Annotated in this window: 30 protein-coding genes and 1 pseudogene; 19 read left to right on the plus strand and 12 right to left on the minus strand. The window is 59.1% G+C overall.

From position 1 onward, the window contains the following. The first annotated feature begins 63 nt into the window (after positions 1-63). The 6 genes from ACFJIU_RS07110 (at position 64) to ACFJIU_RS07135 (ending at position 3,220) form a co-directional block, all read left to right on the plus strand. Positions 64-447, plus strand: coding sequence for a hypothetical protein (locus ACFJIU_RS07110; RefSeq protein ID WP_379069251.1), 384 nt, complete (start codon positions 64-66; stop codon positions 445-447). A 3-nt stretch (positions 448-450) separates the two neighbouring features. After that, a complete protein-coding gene (locus tag ACFJIU_RS07115) occupies positions 451-699 on the plus strand; it encodes a hypothetical protein (protein ID WP_379069253.1) in 249 nt (82 codons plus the stop codon). Positions 700-710: 11 nt separating this feature from the next. Next, on the plus strand, positions 711-1,025 hold the full coding sequence (locus ACFJIU_RS07120) for a hypothetical protein (RefSeq protein ID WP_379069255.1): 315 nt from the start codon (positions 711-713) through the stop codon (positions 1,023-1,025). A gap of 1 nt (position 1,026) precedes the next feature. Beyond that, positions 1,027-1,596, plus strand: a complete 570-nt coding sequence (locus ACFJIU_RS07125) for a hypothetical protein (RefSeq protein ID WP_379069258.1) — start codon at positions 1,027-1,029, stop codon at positions 1,594-1,596. A 112-nt stretch (positions 1,597-1,708) separates the two neighbouring features. Next, on the plus strand, positions 1,709-2,053 hold the full coding sequence (locus tag ACFJIU_RS07130) for a hypothetical protein (protein ID WP_379069260.1): 345 nt from the start codon (positions 1,709-1,711) through the stop codon (positions 2,051-2,053). A gap of 3 nt (positions 2,054-2,056) precedes the next feature. Then, complete coding sequence (locus ACFJIU_RS07135) at positions 2,057-3,220, plus strand: DNA-methyltransferase (protein ID WP_379069262.1); 1,164 nt, start codon at positions 2,057-2,059, stop codon at positions 3,218-3,220. A gap of 5 nt (positions 3,221-3,225) precedes the next feature. On the opposite strand, the gene ACFJIU_RS07140 is transcribed toward ACFJIU_RS07135, so the two are convergent. Further along, a complete protein-coding gene (locus ACFJIU_RS07140) occupies positions 3,226-3,477 on the minus strand; it encodes a DUF982 domain-containing protein (protein ID WP_379072996.1) in 252 nt (83 codons plus the stop codon). Positions 3,478-3,619: 142 nt separating this feature from the next. After that, positions 3,620-3,883: a DUF982 domain-containing protein gene (locus tag ACFJIU_RS07145; protein WP_379069264.1), complete on the minus strand. Its 264-nt coding sequence runs from the start codon at positions 3,881-3,883 to the stop codon at positions 3,620-3,622. A gap of 62 nt (positions 3,884-3,945) precedes the next feature. Here ACFJIU_RS07145 and ACFJIU_RS07150 point away from each other — a divergent pair, with 62 nt between their 5' ends. Further along, positions 3,946-4,533, plus strand: coding sequence for a hypothetical protein (locus ACFJIU_RS07150; RefSeq protein WP_379069267.1), 588 nt, complete (start codon positions 3,946-3,948; stop codon positions 4,531-4,533). Positions 4,534-4,547: 14 nt separating this feature from the next. Here ACFJIU_RS07150 and ACFJIU_RS07155 read toward each other — a convergent pair whose 3' ends face one another. The 3 genes from ACFJIU_RS07155 to ACFJIU_RS07165 all read right to left on the minus strand — a co-directional run bounded on the left by ACFJIU_RS07155 (position 4,548) and on the right by ACFJIU_RS07165 (position 5,959). After that, positions 4,548-5,282, minus strand: a complete 735-nt coding sequence (locus ACFJIU_RS07155; protein ID WP_379069270.1) for a hypothetical protein — start codon at positions 5,280-5,282, stop codon at positions 4,548-4,550. A 71-nt stretch (positions 5,283-5,353) separates the two neighbouring features. Then, positions 5,354-5,635 carry a DUF982 domain-containing protein gene (locus tag ACFJIU_RS07160; protein WP_379069273.1) on the minus strand — a complete coding sequence of 94 codons (282 nt, stop codon included), beginning with the start codon at positions 5,633-5,635 and terminating at the stop codon, positions 5,354-5,356. A gap of 21 nt (positions 5,636-5,656) precedes the next feature. Then, entirely contained in the window at positions 5,657-5,959 is a 303-nt protein-coding gene (locus ACFJIU_RS07165) for a DUF982 domain-containing protein (RefSeq protein ID WP_379069274.1), read from the minus strand. A 122-nt stretch (positions 5,960-6,081) separates the two neighbouring features. On the opposite strand from ACFJIU_RS07165, the gene ACFJIU_RS07170 reads away from it, so the two are divergent. The 9 genes from ACFJIU_RS07170 to ACFJIU_RS07210 are packed head-to-tail and all read left to right on the plus strand — an operon-like array spanning position 6,082 to position 10,960. Beyond that, positions 6,082-6,477: a hypothetical protein gene (locus tag ACFJIU_RS07170; RefSeq protein WP_379069276.1), complete on the plus strand. Its 396-nt coding sequence runs from the start codon at positions 6,082-6,084 to the stop codon at positions 6,475-6,477. Then, entirely contained in the window at positions 6,474-7,925 is a 1,452-nt protein-coding gene (locus ACFJIU_RS07175; protein WP_379069279.1) for a DnaB-like helicase C-terminal domain-containing protein, read from the plus strand. The genes ACFJIU_RS07170 and ACFJIU_RS07175 overlap by 4 nt, the downstream gene beginning before the upstream one ends. Further along, positions 7,925-8,281 carry a hypothetical protein gene (locus tag ACFJIU_RS07180; RefSeq protein WP_379069281.1) on the plus strand — a complete coding sequence of 119 codons (357 nt, stop codon included), beginning with the start codon at positions 7,925-7,927 and terminating at the stop codon, positions 8,279-8,281. The genes ACFJIU_RS07175 and ACFJIU_RS07180 overlap by 1 nt, the downstream gene beginning before the upstream one ends. Continuing rightward, positions 8,278-9,045, plus strand: coding sequence for a hypothetical protein (locus ACFJIU_RS07185; RefSeq protein ID WP_379069284.1), 768 nt, complete (start codon positions 8,278-8,280; stop codon positions 9,043-9,045). Before ACFJIU_RS07180 ends, ACFJIU_RS07185 begins: the two co-directional genes overlap by 4 nt. Next, entirely contained in the window at positions 9,042-9,203 is a 162-nt protein-coding gene (locus ACFJIU_RS07190; protein ID WP_379069286.1) for a hypothetical protein, read from the plus strand. The genes ACFJIU_RS07185 and ACFJIU_RS07190 overlap by 4 nt, the downstream gene beginning before the upstream one ends. Beyond that, positions 9,200-9,577 carry a winged helix-turn-helix domain-containing protein gene (locus ACFJIU_RS07195; protein ID WP_379069288.1) on the plus strand — a complete coding sequence of 126 codons (378 nt, stop codon included), beginning with the start codon at positions 9,200-9,202 and terminating at the stop codon, positions 9,575-9,577. Before ACFJIU_RS07190 ends, ACFJIU_RS07195 begins: the two co-directional genes overlap by 4 nt. Further along, positions 9,574-10,029, plus strand: a complete 456-nt coding sequence (locus tag ACFJIU_RS07200; protein WP_379069291.1) for a hypothetical protein — start codon at positions 9,574-9,576, stop codon at positions 10,027-10,029. The genes ACFJIU_RS07195 and ACFJIU_RS07200 overlap by 4 nt, the downstream gene beginning before the upstream one ends. Then, positions 10,026-10,244: a hypothetical protein gene (locus tag ACFJIU_RS07205; RefSeq protein ID WP_379069294.1), complete on the plus strand. Its 219-nt coding sequence runs from the start codon at positions 10,026-10,028 to the stop codon at positions 10,242-10,244. The genes ACFJIU_RS07200 and ACFJIU_RS07205 overlap by 4 nt, the downstream gene beginning before the upstream one ends. Then, positions 10,241-10,960, plus strand: coding sequence for a hypothetical protein (locus ACFJIU_RS07210; RefSeq protein WP_379069297.1), 720 nt, complete (start codon positions 10,241-10,243; stop codon positions 10,958-10,960). The genes ACFJIU_RS07205 and ACFJIU_RS07210 overlap by 4 nt, the downstream gene beginning before the upstream one ends. On the opposite strand, the gene ACFJIU_RS07215 is transcribed toward ACFJIU_RS07210, so the two are convergent. From ACFJIU_RS07215 to ACFJIU_RS07225, 3 genes are all read right to left on the minus strand, one after another. Continuing rightward, positions 10,957-11,148: a DUF2158 domain-containing protein gene (locus tag ACFJIU_RS07215; protein ID WP_379069300.1), complete on the minus strand. Its 192-nt coding sequence runs from the start codon at positions 11,146-11,148 to the stop codon at positions 10,957-10,959. The two genes, ACFJIU_RS07210 and ACFJIU_RS07215, sit on opposite strands and share 4 nt — an antisense overlap. A 241-nt stretch (positions 11,149-11,389) precedes the next feature. Continuing rightward, positions 11,390-11,695 (minus strand): DUF982 domain-containing protein, encoded by a 306-nt coding sequence (locus tag ACFJIU_RS07220; RefSeq protein WP_379069303.1) that lies wholly within the window; start codon positions 11,693-11,695, stop codon positions 11,390-11,392. Between the two features lie 428 nt (positions 11,696-12,123). Continuing rightward, positions 12,124-12,339 carry a hypothetical protein gene (locus tag ACFJIU_RS07225; protein WP_379069306.1) on the minus strand — a complete coding sequence of 72 codons (216 nt, stop codon included), beginning with the start codon at positions 12,337-12,339 and terminating at the stop codon, positions 12,124-12,126. A gap of 166 nt (positions 12,340-12,505) precedes the next feature. Between ACFJIU_RS07225 and ACFJIU_RS07230 the strand changes: the two genes are divergently transcribed. After that, a complete protein-coding gene (locus ACFJIU_RS07230) occupies positions 12,506-12,706 on the plus strand; it encodes a hypothetical protein (RefSeq protein ID WP_379069308.1) in 201 nt (66 codons plus the stop codon). Between the two features lie 50 nt (positions 12,707-12,756). Here the strand turns inward: ACFJIU_RS07230 and ACFJIU_RS07235 are convergent, their stop codons facing one another. From ACFJIU_RS07235 to ACFJIU_RS07250, 4 genes and pseudogenes are all read right to left on the minus strand, one after another. Further along, positions 12,757-12,951: a hypothetical protein gene (locus ACFJIU_RS07235; protein ID WP_379069310.1), complete on the minus strand. Its 195-nt coding sequence runs from the start codon at positions 12,949-12,951 to the stop codon at positions 12,757-12,759. Positions 12,952-13,160: 209 nt separating this feature from the next. Then, positions 13,161-13,637 (minus strand): hypothetical protein, encoded by a 477-nt coding sequence (locus ACFJIU_RS07240; RefSeq protein ID WP_379069313.1) that lies wholly within the window; start codon positions 13,635-13,637, stop codon positions 13,161-13,163. Between the two features lie 74 nt (positions 13,638-13,711). After that, positions 13,712-14,236, minus strand: coding sequence for a hypothetical protein (locus ACFJIU_RS07245; protein ID WP_379073288.1), 525 nt, complete (start codon positions 14,234-14,236; stop codon positions 13,712-13,714). A 153-nt stretch (positions 14,237-14,389) separates the two neighbouring features. Then, a pseudogene (locus ACFJIU_RS07250) lies at positions 14,390-14,512 on the minus strand (HNH endonuclease); the annotation flags it as partial. 38 nt (positions 14,513-14,550) lie between these two features. On the opposite strand from ACFJIU_RS07250, the gene ACFJIU_RS07255 reads away from it, so the two are divergent. Both ACFJIU_RS07255 and ACFJIU_RS07260 read left to right on the plus strand, forming a co-directional pair. Further along, a complete protein-coding gene (locus ACFJIU_RS07255) occupies positions 14,551-14,991 on the plus strand; it encodes a terminase small subunit (RefSeq protein ID WP_379069316.1) in 441 nt (146 codons plus the stop codon). Next, on the plus strand, positions 14,906-16,249 hold the full coding sequence (locus ACFJIU_RS07260) for a DNA-packaging protein (RefSeq protein WP_379069319.1): 1,344 nt from the start codon (positions 14,906-14,908) through the stop codon (positions 16,247-16,249). The genes ACFJIU_RS07255 and ACFJIU_RS07260 overlap by 86 nt, the downstream gene beginning before the upstream one ends.

Below are 16,249 nucleotides of genomic sequence, written 5' to 3' on the forward strand. Positions count from 1 at the left end.
CGGTTTTCGCCGGCTCAGTCGCTGTCTCTGACGGACACAGAGATAGCGAAAGGAAAATCGGAAATGTCCGAAAAGGCGTCGGAGAAATCCAACATGTCCAGCGTTGATTTCGCGCAGCACGCGCTGCGGAACCACATCGCGCCCCCGTCCATCGGGTCAGTGAAAGCCAGGCTGCGGATCGCTGCGCGCCGCCTTGGCTGGAGAGCCAACCGCACGCGAGACGCTTGGTACGCACATCCCCGCATATCGCTTAGCGCCGATGAAATCCGCGAAATCGAAGAAACGACGGGACTCCGCTATGGCCGAGAAGAACTGCGCGCAAACCAAGACCTCATCGACACAGCAGCCGACCTCCTTGCGGACATGGATCCGAATTTCCATCGCCCGTTCCTTGCTGCGATGCGCGCGTTCATTGGCGCTGTGGATCGCCCCGGAATTGAGGGGTGAGTGATGTCGAAGCAGCAAACCAAATTCTGGTTGGTCTGGTCCTTCGGCGGTCGCGCTCCGACCGTGCCGCACTGGACGAAGGAAGCCGCGCAGACTGAGGCCAAACGGCTCGCCGGCAACTATCCCGGAGACGTCTTCACCGTTCTCGCCTGCGTCGACGCCTACGCCAGCCTGATCGCACCCGTCGAGCCAGTCCCCATTGTGAAGCGTCCCCCGACCGACGCCGAGAAAGGCGCAAATATCCCATTTTGAGGAGAACACGCATGTCCGCAACAGCCGATTTCGATCGAGAAATGGCCGCAAGGGCTGAGCTCAACAAGCACCTAGACCCAGAGGGGCGAGACGAAGATCTGGCGAACCAAATCGCCCGACTACTACTCGAACATAACGACGCCGATGGTGCTTACAGCGCCTTGGTCGCCGCGTCGGCTCTCTTCCTCAGCGATCCAGAAATCGACAAGGCCGACGCCGCCGAGGTTGCGAAGGACTTCGGTGAGCACGTCGCGCACGAAGTGAACCTTGGCTTCGAGGCATTCGTCACCAGCCGTCAAGCGGCATATCCCGAAGGAGCAAACTGACATGGCAAAGCGTGCAGAAATGGCGGCCGGCGAAGGCCACAACAGCGGTGAAGTGAGCACCGACACCAAGCGGGTGCTGTTCTTCATGAACAGGTCCGACTACCACGAGGCGCTTGCGGCCAAGAAGGCAGCCGATGCCAAGCTGAAGCTGGTCGGCAAGACCATCAAAGCCGATCTCGGCGACTTCGGCCTTGCGCAGATCAAGGACTACGATCTGGCGCAGACGCCGGAAGGCCAAGCCAAGCTCAAGGCCGAAGTCGACGCCAAGATGCAGGCTATGGCGTTCGCCGGTATGCCTGTCGGAACCCAACTGGATCTGTTGGCAGACCGCGCTGACGGCGTCGAGCGGGCATCACGCGACGGCGAAGAAGCCGGCATGCGCGGCGACAGCCTGACCAATCCCTACAACGAAGCGAGCCCGGAGGGTCAGGCCTATGCCGAGGCATGGCACCGTGGCCAGCGCGCGATCTTCGCCATCCGGCAGCTTCGCTTGAAGGACGATGCCGCGGAACTCATCGCCGGCCACGACAGCGACGATCCATTCGAAGACCAGCGCGAAGCGGCGGAGTGAATATCGCCCGCGTCATGCGCGCCGCGGCAATCATCATGCGATTTCGGCGCGCTGACCTTCCTCGAATTTCCATCCGCCTGCACTGCGCGGGCACTCACCTGAAGGTGTGACCATGAACGCCATTGCCATGAACATCGAAGACGAATTGGCCGAAGAGTTGAACGTGGTCAATTTCCCAGGCCGCCGCGTGTTGAGCGAGCTCGAGCAATTGGCCGATGTCCACCGGCGCGAGGCTGCCGTCGCCAAGCAGCGCATTGCCGACCGCAAGCGCTCGCTCAAAGCCGAGTTGGCCAACCTGGCACTGGCCCGTCGCATCGCCAAGGGCCGGTTCGAAACGGAGATGGCTCAGATCGCGGAGCAGGAAGCGGACGCCAAATTGAGTGCGGCCGAAGCCATCGCCAGTGATGAAAAGCTTGTCACCTACAACCTCGGCGCAATCGAGCTTTTGGCGGAGTAAGCCGTGACCGTTCAGGTACTCATCGGCGACGTCTTTGATCAGCTAGGCTCGATTCCGGCCAAAAGCGTCGATTGCGTCGTCACCTCGCCTCCATACTGGGGTCTGCGCGACTACGGCGTTGAGGGCCAGATAGGCCTTGAGCCTACAATTGGCGAACATCTCGACGTCATGGTCCGAGTGTTCCGCGAGGTCCGACGCGTGCTGAAGCCCCAAGGCACGCTCTGGCTCAATTACGGCGATTGCTATGCTTCGGCGCCGAACGGGCGTGCAGCTGCCGACGTCGAGAACGACGACCGGACATTTCGAGACAAGCCGTTCTCGACGGTAGGCGGTGTGCTGAAACCCAAAGATCTCTGCATGTTGCCAAACCGCCTTGCTATCGCCCTGCAGGAGGACGGCTGGTGGGTGCGCAGCGAAATCATATGGCATAAGCCCAATCCCATGCCGGAAAGCGTCTACGATCGCCCAACAGTCGCGCATGAGAAGGTGTGGCTGCTTACGAAGGGCGAGGACTATTTCTACAATCACGAGGCTATTCGGGAGCCTGTTACAGGTGGTGCGCATCGCCGCGCAAAAGCTCGGGGTACCGACACAGGTGTCGGCTGGGGGCATCAAGACGAAGTTGCCGGAAATCCTCGTGGCCGCGGTAGGATCAAGGTGCCGGGCGGGTGGGATACTAAGCCGGGCTCGCACGGTACCATCAACCGGAGCGGCCGCACTTCAGCGGAGTACCGAAGCCAACCGGGCGTGACCCCGAAGTCGGCACCTGAAAATTCAAACATCAAGGCCAAGGGAAGCTTCCATGCTTCGACCACCGAACTGGTGGAAACACGCAATTCCCGTAATGTTTGGACCATCGCGCCGAAGGCCTTTCGCCAGGCGCACTTCGCGACCTTCCCTCCAGCCCTCGCTGAACGCTGCATCCTTGCCGGCACGCCCGAGACAGTCTGCGGCTGCTGTGGTGCGCCCAACGGCTGCGGACCGATCTGCGAAGTCTTTGGCCGTGAGCCGGGCAAGGTGCTCGACCCATTCGGCGGTGCTGGCACGGTCTCGCTCGTAGCCGAACAGCACGGCCGCGACAGCATCATGATCGAACTCAACCCTGATTACGCAGAGATCGCGAGGGCAAGGCTCGGCCTTGTTCCTGCACGTGAGGAGGCCGCCTGATGACCTCAGTACAGCCGAAGGGACTTATCGACCGCTATTCCAGCCTGCTGCAGAGCCGCCAGGAATGCCTCACTTGCATCAGCAGGTTCCCCGTCACCATCGCACTTGTGCATGGCGTCGCTCCACGCCTTGGAGTCGTTGTCTGTCCAATTGTCGAACAGGAACCTCGACGCTTCTTCCATCGAGTTGATGAGGACAAATCCGCGCGGGTTGTGAGCGTAGATCACGATCGGAACGCGAAATCTTTTTGCGGTCATCACTCACCGTATTCCGCCATTGAGGCGAAAGAGCGTTCGGAGGGGCGGGCATGCTGATCGAAAACAAGCCAGAGTTTGTCGCCGTTGCTCACCGTCGCCTTCAAAACGACGCGCAGCTCTCCGTCGAGGAAGCCGCCTGATGCTATCGCCAGCGAAGTGCAAGACCAACCGTCATACCGGCCTGCTCGACGGCCTTGATAAAGTCTGCCCGCGCCAGCGCTATGCTTGTCGTTCCAGACTTGGCCGCTTCACAACGGTTCATTGCATCGGTCCAGAGTTGACTGTCGTGGCCGGGCCAGTTGTCGAACAGGAAATCCGCCGCTTCCCCCACGGTGGAAACCAAGTGGGAAATCCTCGAATTGACGTCGGCTACGGCAACCGGGGTTTGGAACTTTCCTGTGCTCATGGATCATCCTGCCTCGCAATAGCGGCGGAAGTGAGTGCCCTCGACACTCTGGAGGTGCGGGCATGATCATTCTCGGCCTCGACATCGCAACCACAACCGGCTTCGCCTGGTACGAGCCCGGCTCGTCGCTCGCTTCGATCAAGACTGGCCTGATTAGGGCGATCGGAGAAAGCCCCGAAGAAAAGGCGGCTTCGCTCGGAAAACAACTGCACGAGATGTTCAAGGAGATGCGCCCGGATTTCGTTGCGATCGAGGAACCTCTCCGTAACGTCAAGACGTTCAAGAAGACCATCCAGACCATGTATGGCCCGAGGGTCATTCAAACGGTCAATCCAAACCAGATGCTTCTGTACGGGCTCGTTGGCGCGGCCGTCGTGATCGTCACCGCTTACAAGAAGCCTTGGGAGACCATCCCATCATCTACGTGGCGCAAGTGCTTCTTCGGCACCGGTTTCAAGCCTCCGATCAAGCTCATCGAGAAGGAGGGTGAGGATACCGTCGAGGAGAAACAGTGGAAGAAGGCGGCTGTTGATCGCTGCCGGCTACTGCGGATCGATGTGAAGAATGCTGATGCCGCGGAGGCCGTCGGGGTGGCTATGGCCGGAGAGCGGACCCAGACCTACCGCATGATGATGGCGAGGGCGGCGTGATGGGAGCGGTCGATCTAGTTCTCGGTTGTGGGGCCTATGCCGAGGGCCATCAAGTACGTCAGGTGTGCACGGCTGACACCGTATTTTTCGCAAGCTTCATCAATGGAGGTGGTTTTCGGAGATATGTTAGTAACCTGCCCAGCCTCTTTGAGCTGCTTGCTACACTCCGCAAAACTGTGAGCCAGAACGTCGGCACGAAATGCAATCGCGAGCATTTCGGCCCGGGAAATTCCGGTCCAGTACGTGGCCAATCCTGGCAAACCGGCAGGGCGCCCTTGTTCAAAAACGTTGTCAACTTTTGCCACTTCGAGGCTGTGCCGCTGAACCATGACGGCCATAACCGGGTCAATGGGTACGATGTCAGCGATAAGATTGGTGGCAACCTCAGAAAGGCTCGGGCCGCCATCTCCTTCATTACTCATGAGGCGAAGCCTATTCGCCGTTGCGATCAAATCCAGGGCAACGATTTCGCATACCGACCGAGCTTTGCTAACGCGATCCTCCTTCCTGAACTTGGCGTCTTGAGCGATCTGTTTGAAAAGGACGAAAATCGTGATCGCAGCGGCAATAGCTGCTGCCCAACCGCTCAGGGCACTGATCCATTGCCTGGAGCACTCGGCCAGCACCTCGGTAGCAGGGCAGTAGTTCTGCCAGTTCGGCCACAGCGCAAAAGCGACCGTCGCTGCAACAGCTACGAGCGCAAAAATAACCGGCGGGCCCCAGCCCACGTCTTTCTGATGATCCCCCATGAGCGGATGCGTAGCACGAGCTCGCCGAGCTTGGCGAGGGCGGCCGCATGATTACGACCGCCCCGATCAATTCAGACGTGGCTGCTGCGTCCGCCTTTGATGGGCGGCGGGATCCAGTCCTCGGCAATCAGGCCCTTCTTCTTGGCAAACGCCACGAAGACGCCGCGCGCAGTCTCTGGATCGATCTCTCCGGTCAACGCCGCCTTGCAGGCACGTATTGCAGCGCGCTGTTCCGGGCTGTTGCCGCAATATTCCGTCGCGAACTGATAGGCGTCGACGACGGAGTTGAGTTGCCGGGGGAAGCCCAGACCTACCCACACGCGGACCGGTTCTTTGAAAGGCTGCGAGAGCATCGGAACCTCCCATGCATATCGCTACGCCGTCAGGCCGCCGCTTGGAACAGCCGTCAGCGTCAACGACGGCAGGGGCTTTGGACTTTTTTCGAGAATGCCAACAGATTTGGCGAAGCCGACGAAAGCGTTCCTCGCCGCCAGGATTGGGCGACCTTCGTCATAGGCTTCCTCGCAGGTATCAACCGCGGTGGCGTGAATGGTGCTCCGGTTGGTTTCGGGCCAGTCGTAGAGAAAATCGAGCGCATCTTCCAGCCCCGCGATCTCCTCAACCAGCCCGTCGGTGGTCTTCACATAGACCGGTTCGACAAATGTTTTCTCGCTCATCGAAATCTCCAATGTTCCGAACGATTTCAGGTGTTTGAGGGTTGGTCGCCCCATCAATTTGCAGCGACCTTCTGGAAATATGTGAAAGCTCTTTTTGAGCGTCAAGAGCAGGGAGAGTTGAGATGATGCAACTTGACCTCTTCGCTGCAACGATAGCGCCTCCGCCCACTGACAGCCCAATCATCCTGCGCGTCGATCTGGGTGGCCACAGCTACGGCCAGGTCATCATCGTGATGCTGGATGACGGAACGTGGGGCGTCGGCACCGATGACCAATTCCAAGGCTATTGCGGCCATGGGAGCCCGGTCTGGCCAAAGCACGACGGGTATCCAACGGTGCGCGATGCCGTCGCCGTGGCGCTCGACAAACTGCACGAGGGTTGGACCCGGCTGGCGGCCGATCAGTCATCCTGCTGCACGGATAAGCATCGCACTGCAGCCCGTAAGGGGCTCGAGTGGATCAATCGCCAGTACCTCACCTATGGGCTTGATCCAGAACCGGAGAAGGCTGCTGCATGAACGCCCATAGCCGAGACTTCCTGCCAGCACTTCCCGACGCGATCGACGCGGAGCGTGGTCTGCTCGGCGCACTCCTCGTCAACTCCGAGGCCTACTGGCGTGTCGCTGGTTTCCTGAAGGCGGAACATTTCTTCGAAGCCATCAATGCCGAGATCTACAGGACCATCGGGACGATGCTGAACGAGGGCAGGTCGGTGAACCCGATCACGCTCCGTCCATATCTGCCGGCCGGAACAGGTGAGGCGACATCGGCGGCCTATCTCGCAAACCTGGCTGCTGAAGCAATGCCCGCCGGCGCTGTCTATGACCTCGGCCGCGCGATTATCGAAATGTGGGCGCGTCATCGCCTGATCGGCGTCGCTCAGGATCTCGATGCTTTGGCGCGCAACATGCCGGTGGACATGACGCCGGAAAAGATCATCACCGAGACGACGGATCGGCTGACGCAGATCGCCCAGGAAGGGAACGAGCGGGCAGGGGCGATCAGGTACGGGGTCATCCTTCCAAACGCTATCGGCAAGGTCGCCAGAGCCTCGGGCGACGCTCTGGCGCGCATTCCTTGGTTCTTGCCTGAGATCAGCCAGGCGCTCGGCGATATCCGTCGCGGCAATCTCATTGGATTGATGTCGGATTCGGGCGGGGGCAAAACCTCATTCAGCCTGCAGCAATGCCGTCACGCGGCTGCGCAGGGCTTCCGAAGCGCGTTCTTCTCGATCGAGGTAACCGACGAAGAAGCCGCGCTGCAGGCGGCGGCACAACAGTCCCACATCAGCCTGCCGCGCCTCGATGCCTACACCCTGAACAGCAAAGAGACTGGCGACCTCGAGGACGAGCTCGTCGCGTCGAACGATCTGCCATTTTACATCGTCGGCTTCGGCGAATGCTCGCTGTCGGACATCCGGATCAAGGCGGAGGCGATGACGAAGAGCCAGGGCCTCGACCTGATCATCATCGACCACGCCAAGATGATCACGCTGCCCAATCCGAAGGACATGTTCGCAGAGCGGATCAATGCGCTTTACCGCGGCCTGAAGGCTCTGGCGAAGACGCTGAACATCGCGATCGTAATCCTCATCCAGCGCAACGACGACTGGAAATCCCGCTGGCGGATGGGCGGCAGCCTTCGGCCCGTCATGGGCGATGCCTATGGCGGCGGCTCCATCAAGCAATCCCTGGACGTTTGGTTTTCGATCTATCGCCCCGAGCCGCTTTACCGCGAGCTCATCCCCACGATGCCGCCCGAGCGCGTCAAGGAAGGGGAGCGGACGAAGAAGGAAATCATGATCGGGAAGATGGAGGAGTCTCGGGGCAAGGCCGCCATCATCAACCACAAGCGCAGGCGCGGGGAACCAGGGCAATCACCTCAGATCGGCTTCGATGCCGAGTTCACGATGTTCAAATCGCTGGTCGATGACCTTCCGCCAGCATTCGAAGGGATGGGTTTCTGATGACCAACGCTCCCGATTTCTTGCCCGACTACAGTTCGATGCCGGCCAACGGCCGCTACCGACCGTTGTTCAAGCTGCTCAGCACTGACAACTGGCGCTTCGTCCGCAGGGATGGGAAGCCCATCGAGGTCGATACAGCCCGCCAAGCCATCGAAGCCGCCAAGGAATGCGTGCGGCAGATCCTGAACCCTGAAATCCGCGCAGAGAAGGCGGAGGCTATCGCAGACGTTCTCGGCGTCGAGGAATGGCGACGGGAGAGGGCGGCGCAAGCTGCAGGTGATCAGGAGGCGGTTCTTGGAGCTGTCATCGTTCGCGGAAGGACGGTCAAGATTGAGCGGCGGAGGGCCAGGGCATGAAGCGTGAAGCTCCCCAATTCGCCACTGAGGCCGATCTTTGCAAGGCGTTCATTGAAGCGCTGCCGAAGGAATGGACCGCGTATCCGGAGACAGGCGGCTTTGACATCCTGCTCTCGCGCAACGCCGACGGGTTCCAAATCGGTGTCGAGGCCAAGCTACGGCTCAACGCCAAGGTGATCACCCAAGCTGCTGAATATGCGGGGTATCACTACGTCGACAGGCCCGGCCCCGATTGCCGGGCGGTACTGATCCCTGAAGGCGTCAGCATGGAACTCTCCGCTGTGTGCGAACTCCTTGGCATCACCGTGGTGGCAATGCACACCCCGTCGAAATGGCGAAGGAGCTTTGGGTTCCTGCCTGACCTTCCGAAGCCGGACAACGGAAGCTGGCGGAATGACTGGCAAGAGCTCTGCCCGGCCACGCGCATAGTCCTTCCGGACTGGGTTCCAGATGTCGGCGCCGGCCGTAGCGCACCAGTCGCCCTCACGGACTGGAAAATCCTCGCCATCAAGATCGTCATTACATTGGCGAAGCGTGGGTATGTCACTCGGCAGGACTTCGCATTCTTCAAGATTTCGATGTCGCGATGGACGCAGGAGCGCTGGCTAAAGCAGGACGGTAACGGCGGCTGGATAGCGGGCGACCGCATGCCCGACTTCAAGGCACAGCATCCGGTCAACTATCCCCAAATCGAAGCCGATTTCGAGAAATGGAAGAACCCGTCGACGGTTGAGCGAAAGCCGAAGCAGGAGGCTCTACTGTGACCTTTCCCTACATCTACTTCTGGAACCGCCAGGGCCGCAAAGGCCAGCGCTGCGCAGTCACCGCTCGCGCCAAGGTCATGAACTCAATCCGCGTCGAGTTCGAGGACGGCTTCGTGATGATCACCAGCGGCAACGCGATCAGGAGGGCGCGGGTATGACGATGCACCAACGCGACCTTCATCGCGAGAACGTCGAGCTTCGCCACAAGCTCGACAGCCTTTTGGCCGAATTGGAGCGGAGAGGGGAGCCGTTGCCCTGTGACCTCACGCCGAGCGAGGAAATCGTCGCGCGCCTGCTACGGAGCCGATCGCCCAATCTCGTGACACGGGATGTTCTTCACGCTGCGCTGTATGCCTACAGATCTGAGGCGGATGAGCCGGACGTGCGGGCAGTGGAAGTAATCCTATCTCATGCGCGCAAGAAGATGAGAGCCATCGGCATCGCCATTGAGAACGAATGGGCGCGCGGCTGGAGGATGAATGCTGCATCGGCTGCGCAGTGGGATCAACTCGCAAAGGCTCGGAAGCGATGAGCAAGCCGGGCGGCCACAACGTCTACAATGTCACGCGCCCTTTGGGCGTGAAGGTGCTCGACGCTAGCCTGCACAGCCCGACGTCTGTCCGCCCCAAGCACTGCTTCTGCATGCCGACGCTGCAGAAGGTCATCCGCAACGGCGAAGATCACCTTACGATCGTCCTGCGGCTCATCGTGGAGACCAAGGACAACGCTACCGAACTTTGGGCGGCGACGATCACGGCGATATCCGAATTGCTCCTGGCAATGCCGTGGCTGCCGGCGCGTGGGTTCGACCTTTTCGATGACTTCGACCGGATCGACCTCGGCGCGCTTCGCCGACGGGCAAAGGCCATCAGGCGGGCCAACAAGCAGGAGATCTGGGCGATCATGTTCAATCTGCTCTGCGACCATTTCCATTCCGAAGAGCAGGGGGAGATGTTCCCCGAAGACTGGAGGCGAGCGGCATGAGCCTAGACCTCCATACCGACGTGGAAGACTTGTTCCGGCGGAAGATGATGGAGTTCGTGCAGTGGTGCGACGGTCACTGGAAGATCACACCGACCGACAAGCAAACGGACGACTGGGTGCGCGAGAAGAGCCCGGACTACACTGAAGGCTATAACTCGGCAATCGAGAGCCTGCAGGGTGCATTCGAATGCTGGAATGAGGAGTTTGGCGGATGACCATCCACGTGACCTACCAAGCCTGGACCTATGAGATGGTGCGCGAGCGGATCATCGAAGCGGCCGAGACGCTACTGATGAACCCGGCGTCCTACGGGCCGCGCCTGATCGGTATGGCGCTCTTCGATGAATACCAGGACGACTACCGCCGAGGCGAGGCTACACGCGTTCGCAGCGCTCCCACGGCCCACGCCTTGGCCGAAATGGAGGAGACCTGGACCTGGATCAACACCTACCTGCCGGAGAAGGATCGCAAGCTCGTCTACGACTACGGCTTCATCATGAGCCGGAAAGGGCTCACCCTGAAGGTCTGGTGCGAGCGAAACGGCTGGATAAAGCGAACTTTCGAACGTGCTGTAGCCCGTTGCTGTCAACGGATTGCGGACGAACTCAACCGAAAGCACCAAGTTCGGTTGACAGTGGCGTTTGACTACTTGTCGCAAAATGAGGCAAAACACGCGTCATTCGAGGTAGCCTCGGATAGCCGCGCACCGGTGAAGCCAAAGCTCTACCACCGCGCGGATGATGCTACCCCGACCCATACCCCCGGCAGTGAGGCCGCGATCGCCCAGCACATCGAGAAGGTGAACAAGCAACGCCGCGAAGAAGCGGAGCGGCAGCGTAAGGCCGCGCTCAAGCGAGCCGAGGAAGAGGCCAGGCTTGCCGCCGCTGTAGCCGAGCGGTTGGCCAAGCGGCGCCAGAAGAATGCGGCTTAGGGCTCAAGGAGTTTGAGCGACGTGATAGGGAAGACGGCATTTTCCTTTTTCCAAGGAGCTTTGTCTTGGACGAACCAGTCGCAGGCCGCTGATAAAACCCCATAGTTGTCGTCCGCCCAACTGACCGTCATTTTCGGTCCACCCGACTTCAGTTGAACGACACTGCCAGCTTTGATTTCGTCTGCCATCTTTCCCTCCCGCACGACCCAAGGGAAGAAAAACATACATCGCACCGCCCGACAAGTTGATGTGCCGATATTGAATACCAGGGGAAGCTGCGGAGCCCCGAACTAGCGAAGCCTAAGCCGGGTTGGCAGCCGGCACCTGCAGTCAGCCGGGAGGGTAATCTGGCATCATTTTCGTGAAGTCGCGAAATAGATGGCTGTCGCTAGCGAATGTGAGGCGGTTATTTGCCGCCCCACATGGCAATTAAGTGGTCATGCCGCCGCCTCGACCCGAGTTTGGGCCGGTCATCCAAGGCAGCGGAACCGCCACATCTTCGAAAATCTTCGCGGAGCGCGCGAAGCCTTCAAAGGCAGATTTGGCGTAGGAGAGCGGATAGTCGCTTTGAAAAGCCTGCTGACAGGCGCGCACCGCAGTCTGGTAGATTGAGGTGCGGCGACCTTTCGGCCAATCGTAGAGAAACTCCAGGGCGTCTTCGAGGCACGCTATCTCCTGGATGAGGCTGTTTCCGTTCTTGACGAAAACAGGGCTGTCGAACATCCGATCGTTCATCAGATCCTCCAAATCGAACGATAAGCAAGGTTAGGGGCGGAGTGCCACCGACAGCGGCAGCAATCCCCTTGCGATATGTGAACGCTCCCGACAGACGTCAAGACAATCTGCGAGCAGAACACTCGATGCTGATGGTCTAGGTTGGAGAGGTGGGTTTGAACCTCTTCGCACTCAAATACATGAGCGTAGATGCAGCTTTCGAACGATCCCAACCGGCAGCTTCGGCCTCATCGAGGAGCCTGTCTATAGAGCTGGTCAGAACTTCCTTGCACTCTGTGTCGTAGGCCACCGAGTTGAGTGGGTGTTGAGGTCCCTTAAGAGTTTCCTTTGCCATTTTGTGTAACCTATGCACGTTCACTACGGCTTTGGGTTTTACCGCAATGCGCAATGTCGTCAACGGGTTAGGAGAAAGTTCTGACCACACAGGTTCAATCGGTGGCATCGATCAGCGCGATGGTCTCTTTGAGATTTTCCGCCATGCGCTCATATTCGCTGAGACGGGTTTGGCTCGTGTAGGTCCGAATACCCTGGCCGTCCACCTCATACGTTTCCATCGTTCGGCTTCGGAGTGAGGATATCAGAGCCTCGCAGGTCTGCAGGTCATTGGCGAGCTTGTCGCGAAGCGCTGTCGTCGCTGAGTTCATTGCGGCCCTCCTTGTGGTCAATTCATGCGGGTCTCAAACGTGGATGGTTGCCGCGAGTTCCAGCAGAGTGAGGCTGTCGCTAACCTCCCTGGGTGGTCGTCAAGTAGGGCAATGGGTTTGCTTCGCTTACCTTTCGACTATAGTCGTGGGTTGAAAGGAGAAGCCGATGGTCCTTTTCTGGTTTGATCAGCAAGAACGCCTGAAGACGGCGAAAGGCCGGGAACTACTGTCTGCCGACCGAAGGGGCGATATCGAGCCAACGGCGGTCGCATCGGCACCGGAGCCGGTCGAGGGCAAGATCGCCGTTCGGATCGGCGCTGACGGTCGGCCGATTGTTGTCATCAAAGACGGACCCGCGGGAAAATAGGCGTTGCGTCGTCCATAACGGCAACGAGACGCATCGGGCTGGCACCGTTGCTATTCCTGATCAAGCAGGCGCTGCAGTTCGAGAAAGGTAGAGGCTGCTGCACGGCATTTTTGCAGCGACGGTCCATATCTTGCGACAATCGCCCGGGCTTTAACCTCTGGAAGATCGAATTGATCGACAATGGACGCGACGAAGGCATCACGCTCTTGTACCGCCGATTTCGCTTTCTTCTTTTTCTTGGACATTTCATTTCCCGACTAACGAATTTGGTTTGGGAAATCGGGTGTCAGAAATCAAGTCACGAAGCAGATCGCCGTGCATTAAGGAACACAGCATAACCCCGAGAGAACAACCGCGGGGCGGGATGGGCGATCCGGCTGATCCCGCCTGCGAGTCTTCCAGGGATCACGAATTGCCCGCCAGCGCTCCTTCACCTCGCCCGAAGCGTCAGCTCTTAGTTGGCAGCGTCTTTTATGTTGGATTTGTTCTGTCGAACGTGGTCAAGGAAGCTGGCTCGGTTGCCGCTCCTATCAAGGCACACGTCGCTATAAATCGAAGTCAGAAACTTTCGAATGTTGCCGGTGACTGTGACGCGCTGACTTTCCGTAAAGTCATTCTTGTTCGGGAATATGAGCTTGAAATCGTCCCGCCCCTCGGCAGCTTCAATTGTCACACGTGTAGCGTTGCCTTGGCGAATTTCGGCCTTTGTCCGTCTTGTCTGGTTGTGTCGGTTCATCTGCATGACAATCAATTCGCCGTCTCCCGACGGGCAGGTTAGATCGACAACATAGAAGCCAGTCTTGGACGGTCCTGGGCTGGCTTCTGCGCAAATGCCGATAGATGGCGTCGCCAAAATCAATATGGCTATCGAGAGGAAGCAGGAGATGTTCCGGAAATCCCGTCGGCGCTCCGACCCCGTAGTGCTAAACATGCCCATTCTCCCCAATGTCCGTCATGAGAGCTTCGCCCAGGCGCTGGCAAGGGGCAACGAATTTGAATGACGCACTAGCCATTCAAGGCTGCGAGTGCCGCGTCCCAACTTTCGAAATGTTTGCCAACGACAACGTCGTGCACAAGGGGTAGCGGGGTGTTGGCAAACAAGGTCACTCGGACAACGACAAACCTCCGTTCGATTCGAAGGGCGAGACGGTAGCGTTCGTTGTTTTCGTAAGACTCCGTCTCACCGAAGGGGGCACCGACGTACAAGTCGATGTTCTCATCTTGGCCTGCCAACGCGTCTAGGGCTATGTGCTGAAAAGGCACGTCGCAAAAACACGCATAGCTGTGACCGATCTTGATCAGAGTCCGAGCGAGGGCGTCTATTGATTCGCCATACGCGTGACCCGATAAGATGCCAATTGGTCCTTCGGTTGGGTCGAGGTCCACATGTAAATCTGTGGCTATAGGCGCCTCTGGCGCTCCACTTAACAATCGTGGGGGCTCGATGAAAGCCAATCTAATTGTGGTGCCAGAAAAGCCCTTGACGGGTGTTTCTTCATGAATTTTGACAGCGGTCTTTTCATCGACCATGCGGAAGATGTTTCGGTCGAAAGCCTTCCGATTTCTATTCTTTCGAGAAGGGTAGCCATACCGCACCCGCGATGCCAATAGACTGCGGGTAAGTAGAGGCTGCTCAGCGTACTTGTTGATGCCCTCCTGACACTGGGAACAGCAACATTCTGGCAGAATGTGTCTTCCGCCCAGTGCATAGGGAACGATGTGTTCATCTGTGAGATCTACCCCTGTTCGGCCGCAATAAATGCAAAAACCAACTGGCTCTCCGCGTATTGTTTGCGAGGAATGCATCGGCTCGTCCCAACCAACCCAGCATCAGAAGATCAAAGATGGTGCTCACTGACAAGCAGCAGCGCTTCGTCGCGGAATACCTCGTCGATCTGAACGCAACCCAGGCTGCGATACGCGCCGGATATGCCGCAAAGACAGCCAATCGCGAGGGCTCCCGTCTGCTGTCAAATGTAGACATAGCCGATGCGATCGCTGCCGGGGCGCAAAAGCGCATCCAGCGAGCCGAGGTGAGCGCTCAGGACGTTATCGACGGCCTCTACAAGGAAGCGACACGGGAAGGCGAAGGATCGTCTCACGGCGCACGTGTGTCGGCCTGGGGGCTGCTCGGGAAGTATCACAAGCTGTTCACCGACCGGATCGAGGCAGAGGTGTCGGGCGATATCACGGTGACAGATGCAAGGACCAAGCTTCAATCTCTCCTCGCTCGCCAGCCTGCCGGAACTGCAGCGAAACGCGATCCTGGCGGGGCTGACGGATAAAGAATGTCAGGCACTCCTGCACGACTGGGGATTTCTCGCCAGGCCCGAGCAGCTTGAGCCGGAAGGGGATTGGCAGACATGGATGATCCTCGCCGGCCGTGGATTCGGTAAGACCAGAACCGGCGCTGAGTGGACGAGACAGCAGGTGAGGGCGGGCGCGACTCGGCTTCATCTCATCGCGCCGACGGCATCCGATGCCCGCGACGTCATGGTGGAGGGGGAAAGCGGTCTTCTCGCCGTCTGTTGGTCTGGCGACAAGACGTATGCCGGTGAGCCTATCGGCCGCCCATCCTACGAACCGTCCAAGCGCCGCGTGACATGGGCGAATGGGGCGGTGGCGACACTCTTCTCTGCAGAGGAACCGGAACGCCTCCGCGGGCCACAGGCAGAAGCGATGTGGTGCGATGAGTTAGCGGCGTGGAAATATCTGCGCGAGACCTGGGATATGGCCATGTTCGGCCTGCGTCTCGGGGATCGGCCGCGGACGTGCATTACGACCACGCCGAAACCGTTGAAGATCCTGCGCGAGATCATGCAGGACAGGCTCACGGTGGTGACGCGAGGCTCTACCTTCGCAAACTCTGCCAATCTCGCGCCGACCTTCCTGAAGGCGATCAGGGACAAATACGAAGGCACCCGGCTCGGCCGGCAGGAAATTGAAGCCGAGGTCATGGAAGAGGCCGAGGGCGCGCTATGGAGCCGCGCCATGGTCGAAGCGGCGTTGTGGAAGGGCAGCCTTCCCGAAATGAAGCGGATCGTTGTGGCGGTCGATCCTGCCATCACGGCCAAAGAGGAAAGCGCCGAGAGTGGCATCATTGCAGCTGGGCTGGGGCGCGACGATCGTGGGTACGTCCTTCAGGACGCCTCGGGCCGCATGTCACCCGGCAAATGGGCGGCAACAGCGGTGAAACTCTACCACGACTTAAAAGCTGATCGAATCGTCGCCGAAGGCAACCAGGGCGGTGATCTGGTCAAACATGCGATCCACACGATCGACGCAACCGTGCCAGTCACCATCGTGCATGCTTCGCGTGGCAAAGCAGCTCGAGCCGAGCCTGTGGCCGCGCTCTACGAACAGGGCAAGGTCAGCCATGTCAAAGGTCTGGCTGATCTGGAAGACCAGATGGTGAATTGGGAGCCTCTGTCGGGGATGCCGTCGCCTGATCGCCTTGACGCTGCGGTGTGGGCTCTGACCGCTCTGATGCTGACCCAAGTTGTGCCGACTGCCTATGTCGGAACGTATCAAACCTCACGGTAG

This window comes from Mesorhizobium sp. UC74_2 (genome assembly GCF_042701485.1).
Lineage (GTDB): Bacteria > Pseudomonadota > Alphaproteobacteria > Rhizobiales > Rhizobiaceae > Mesorhizobium.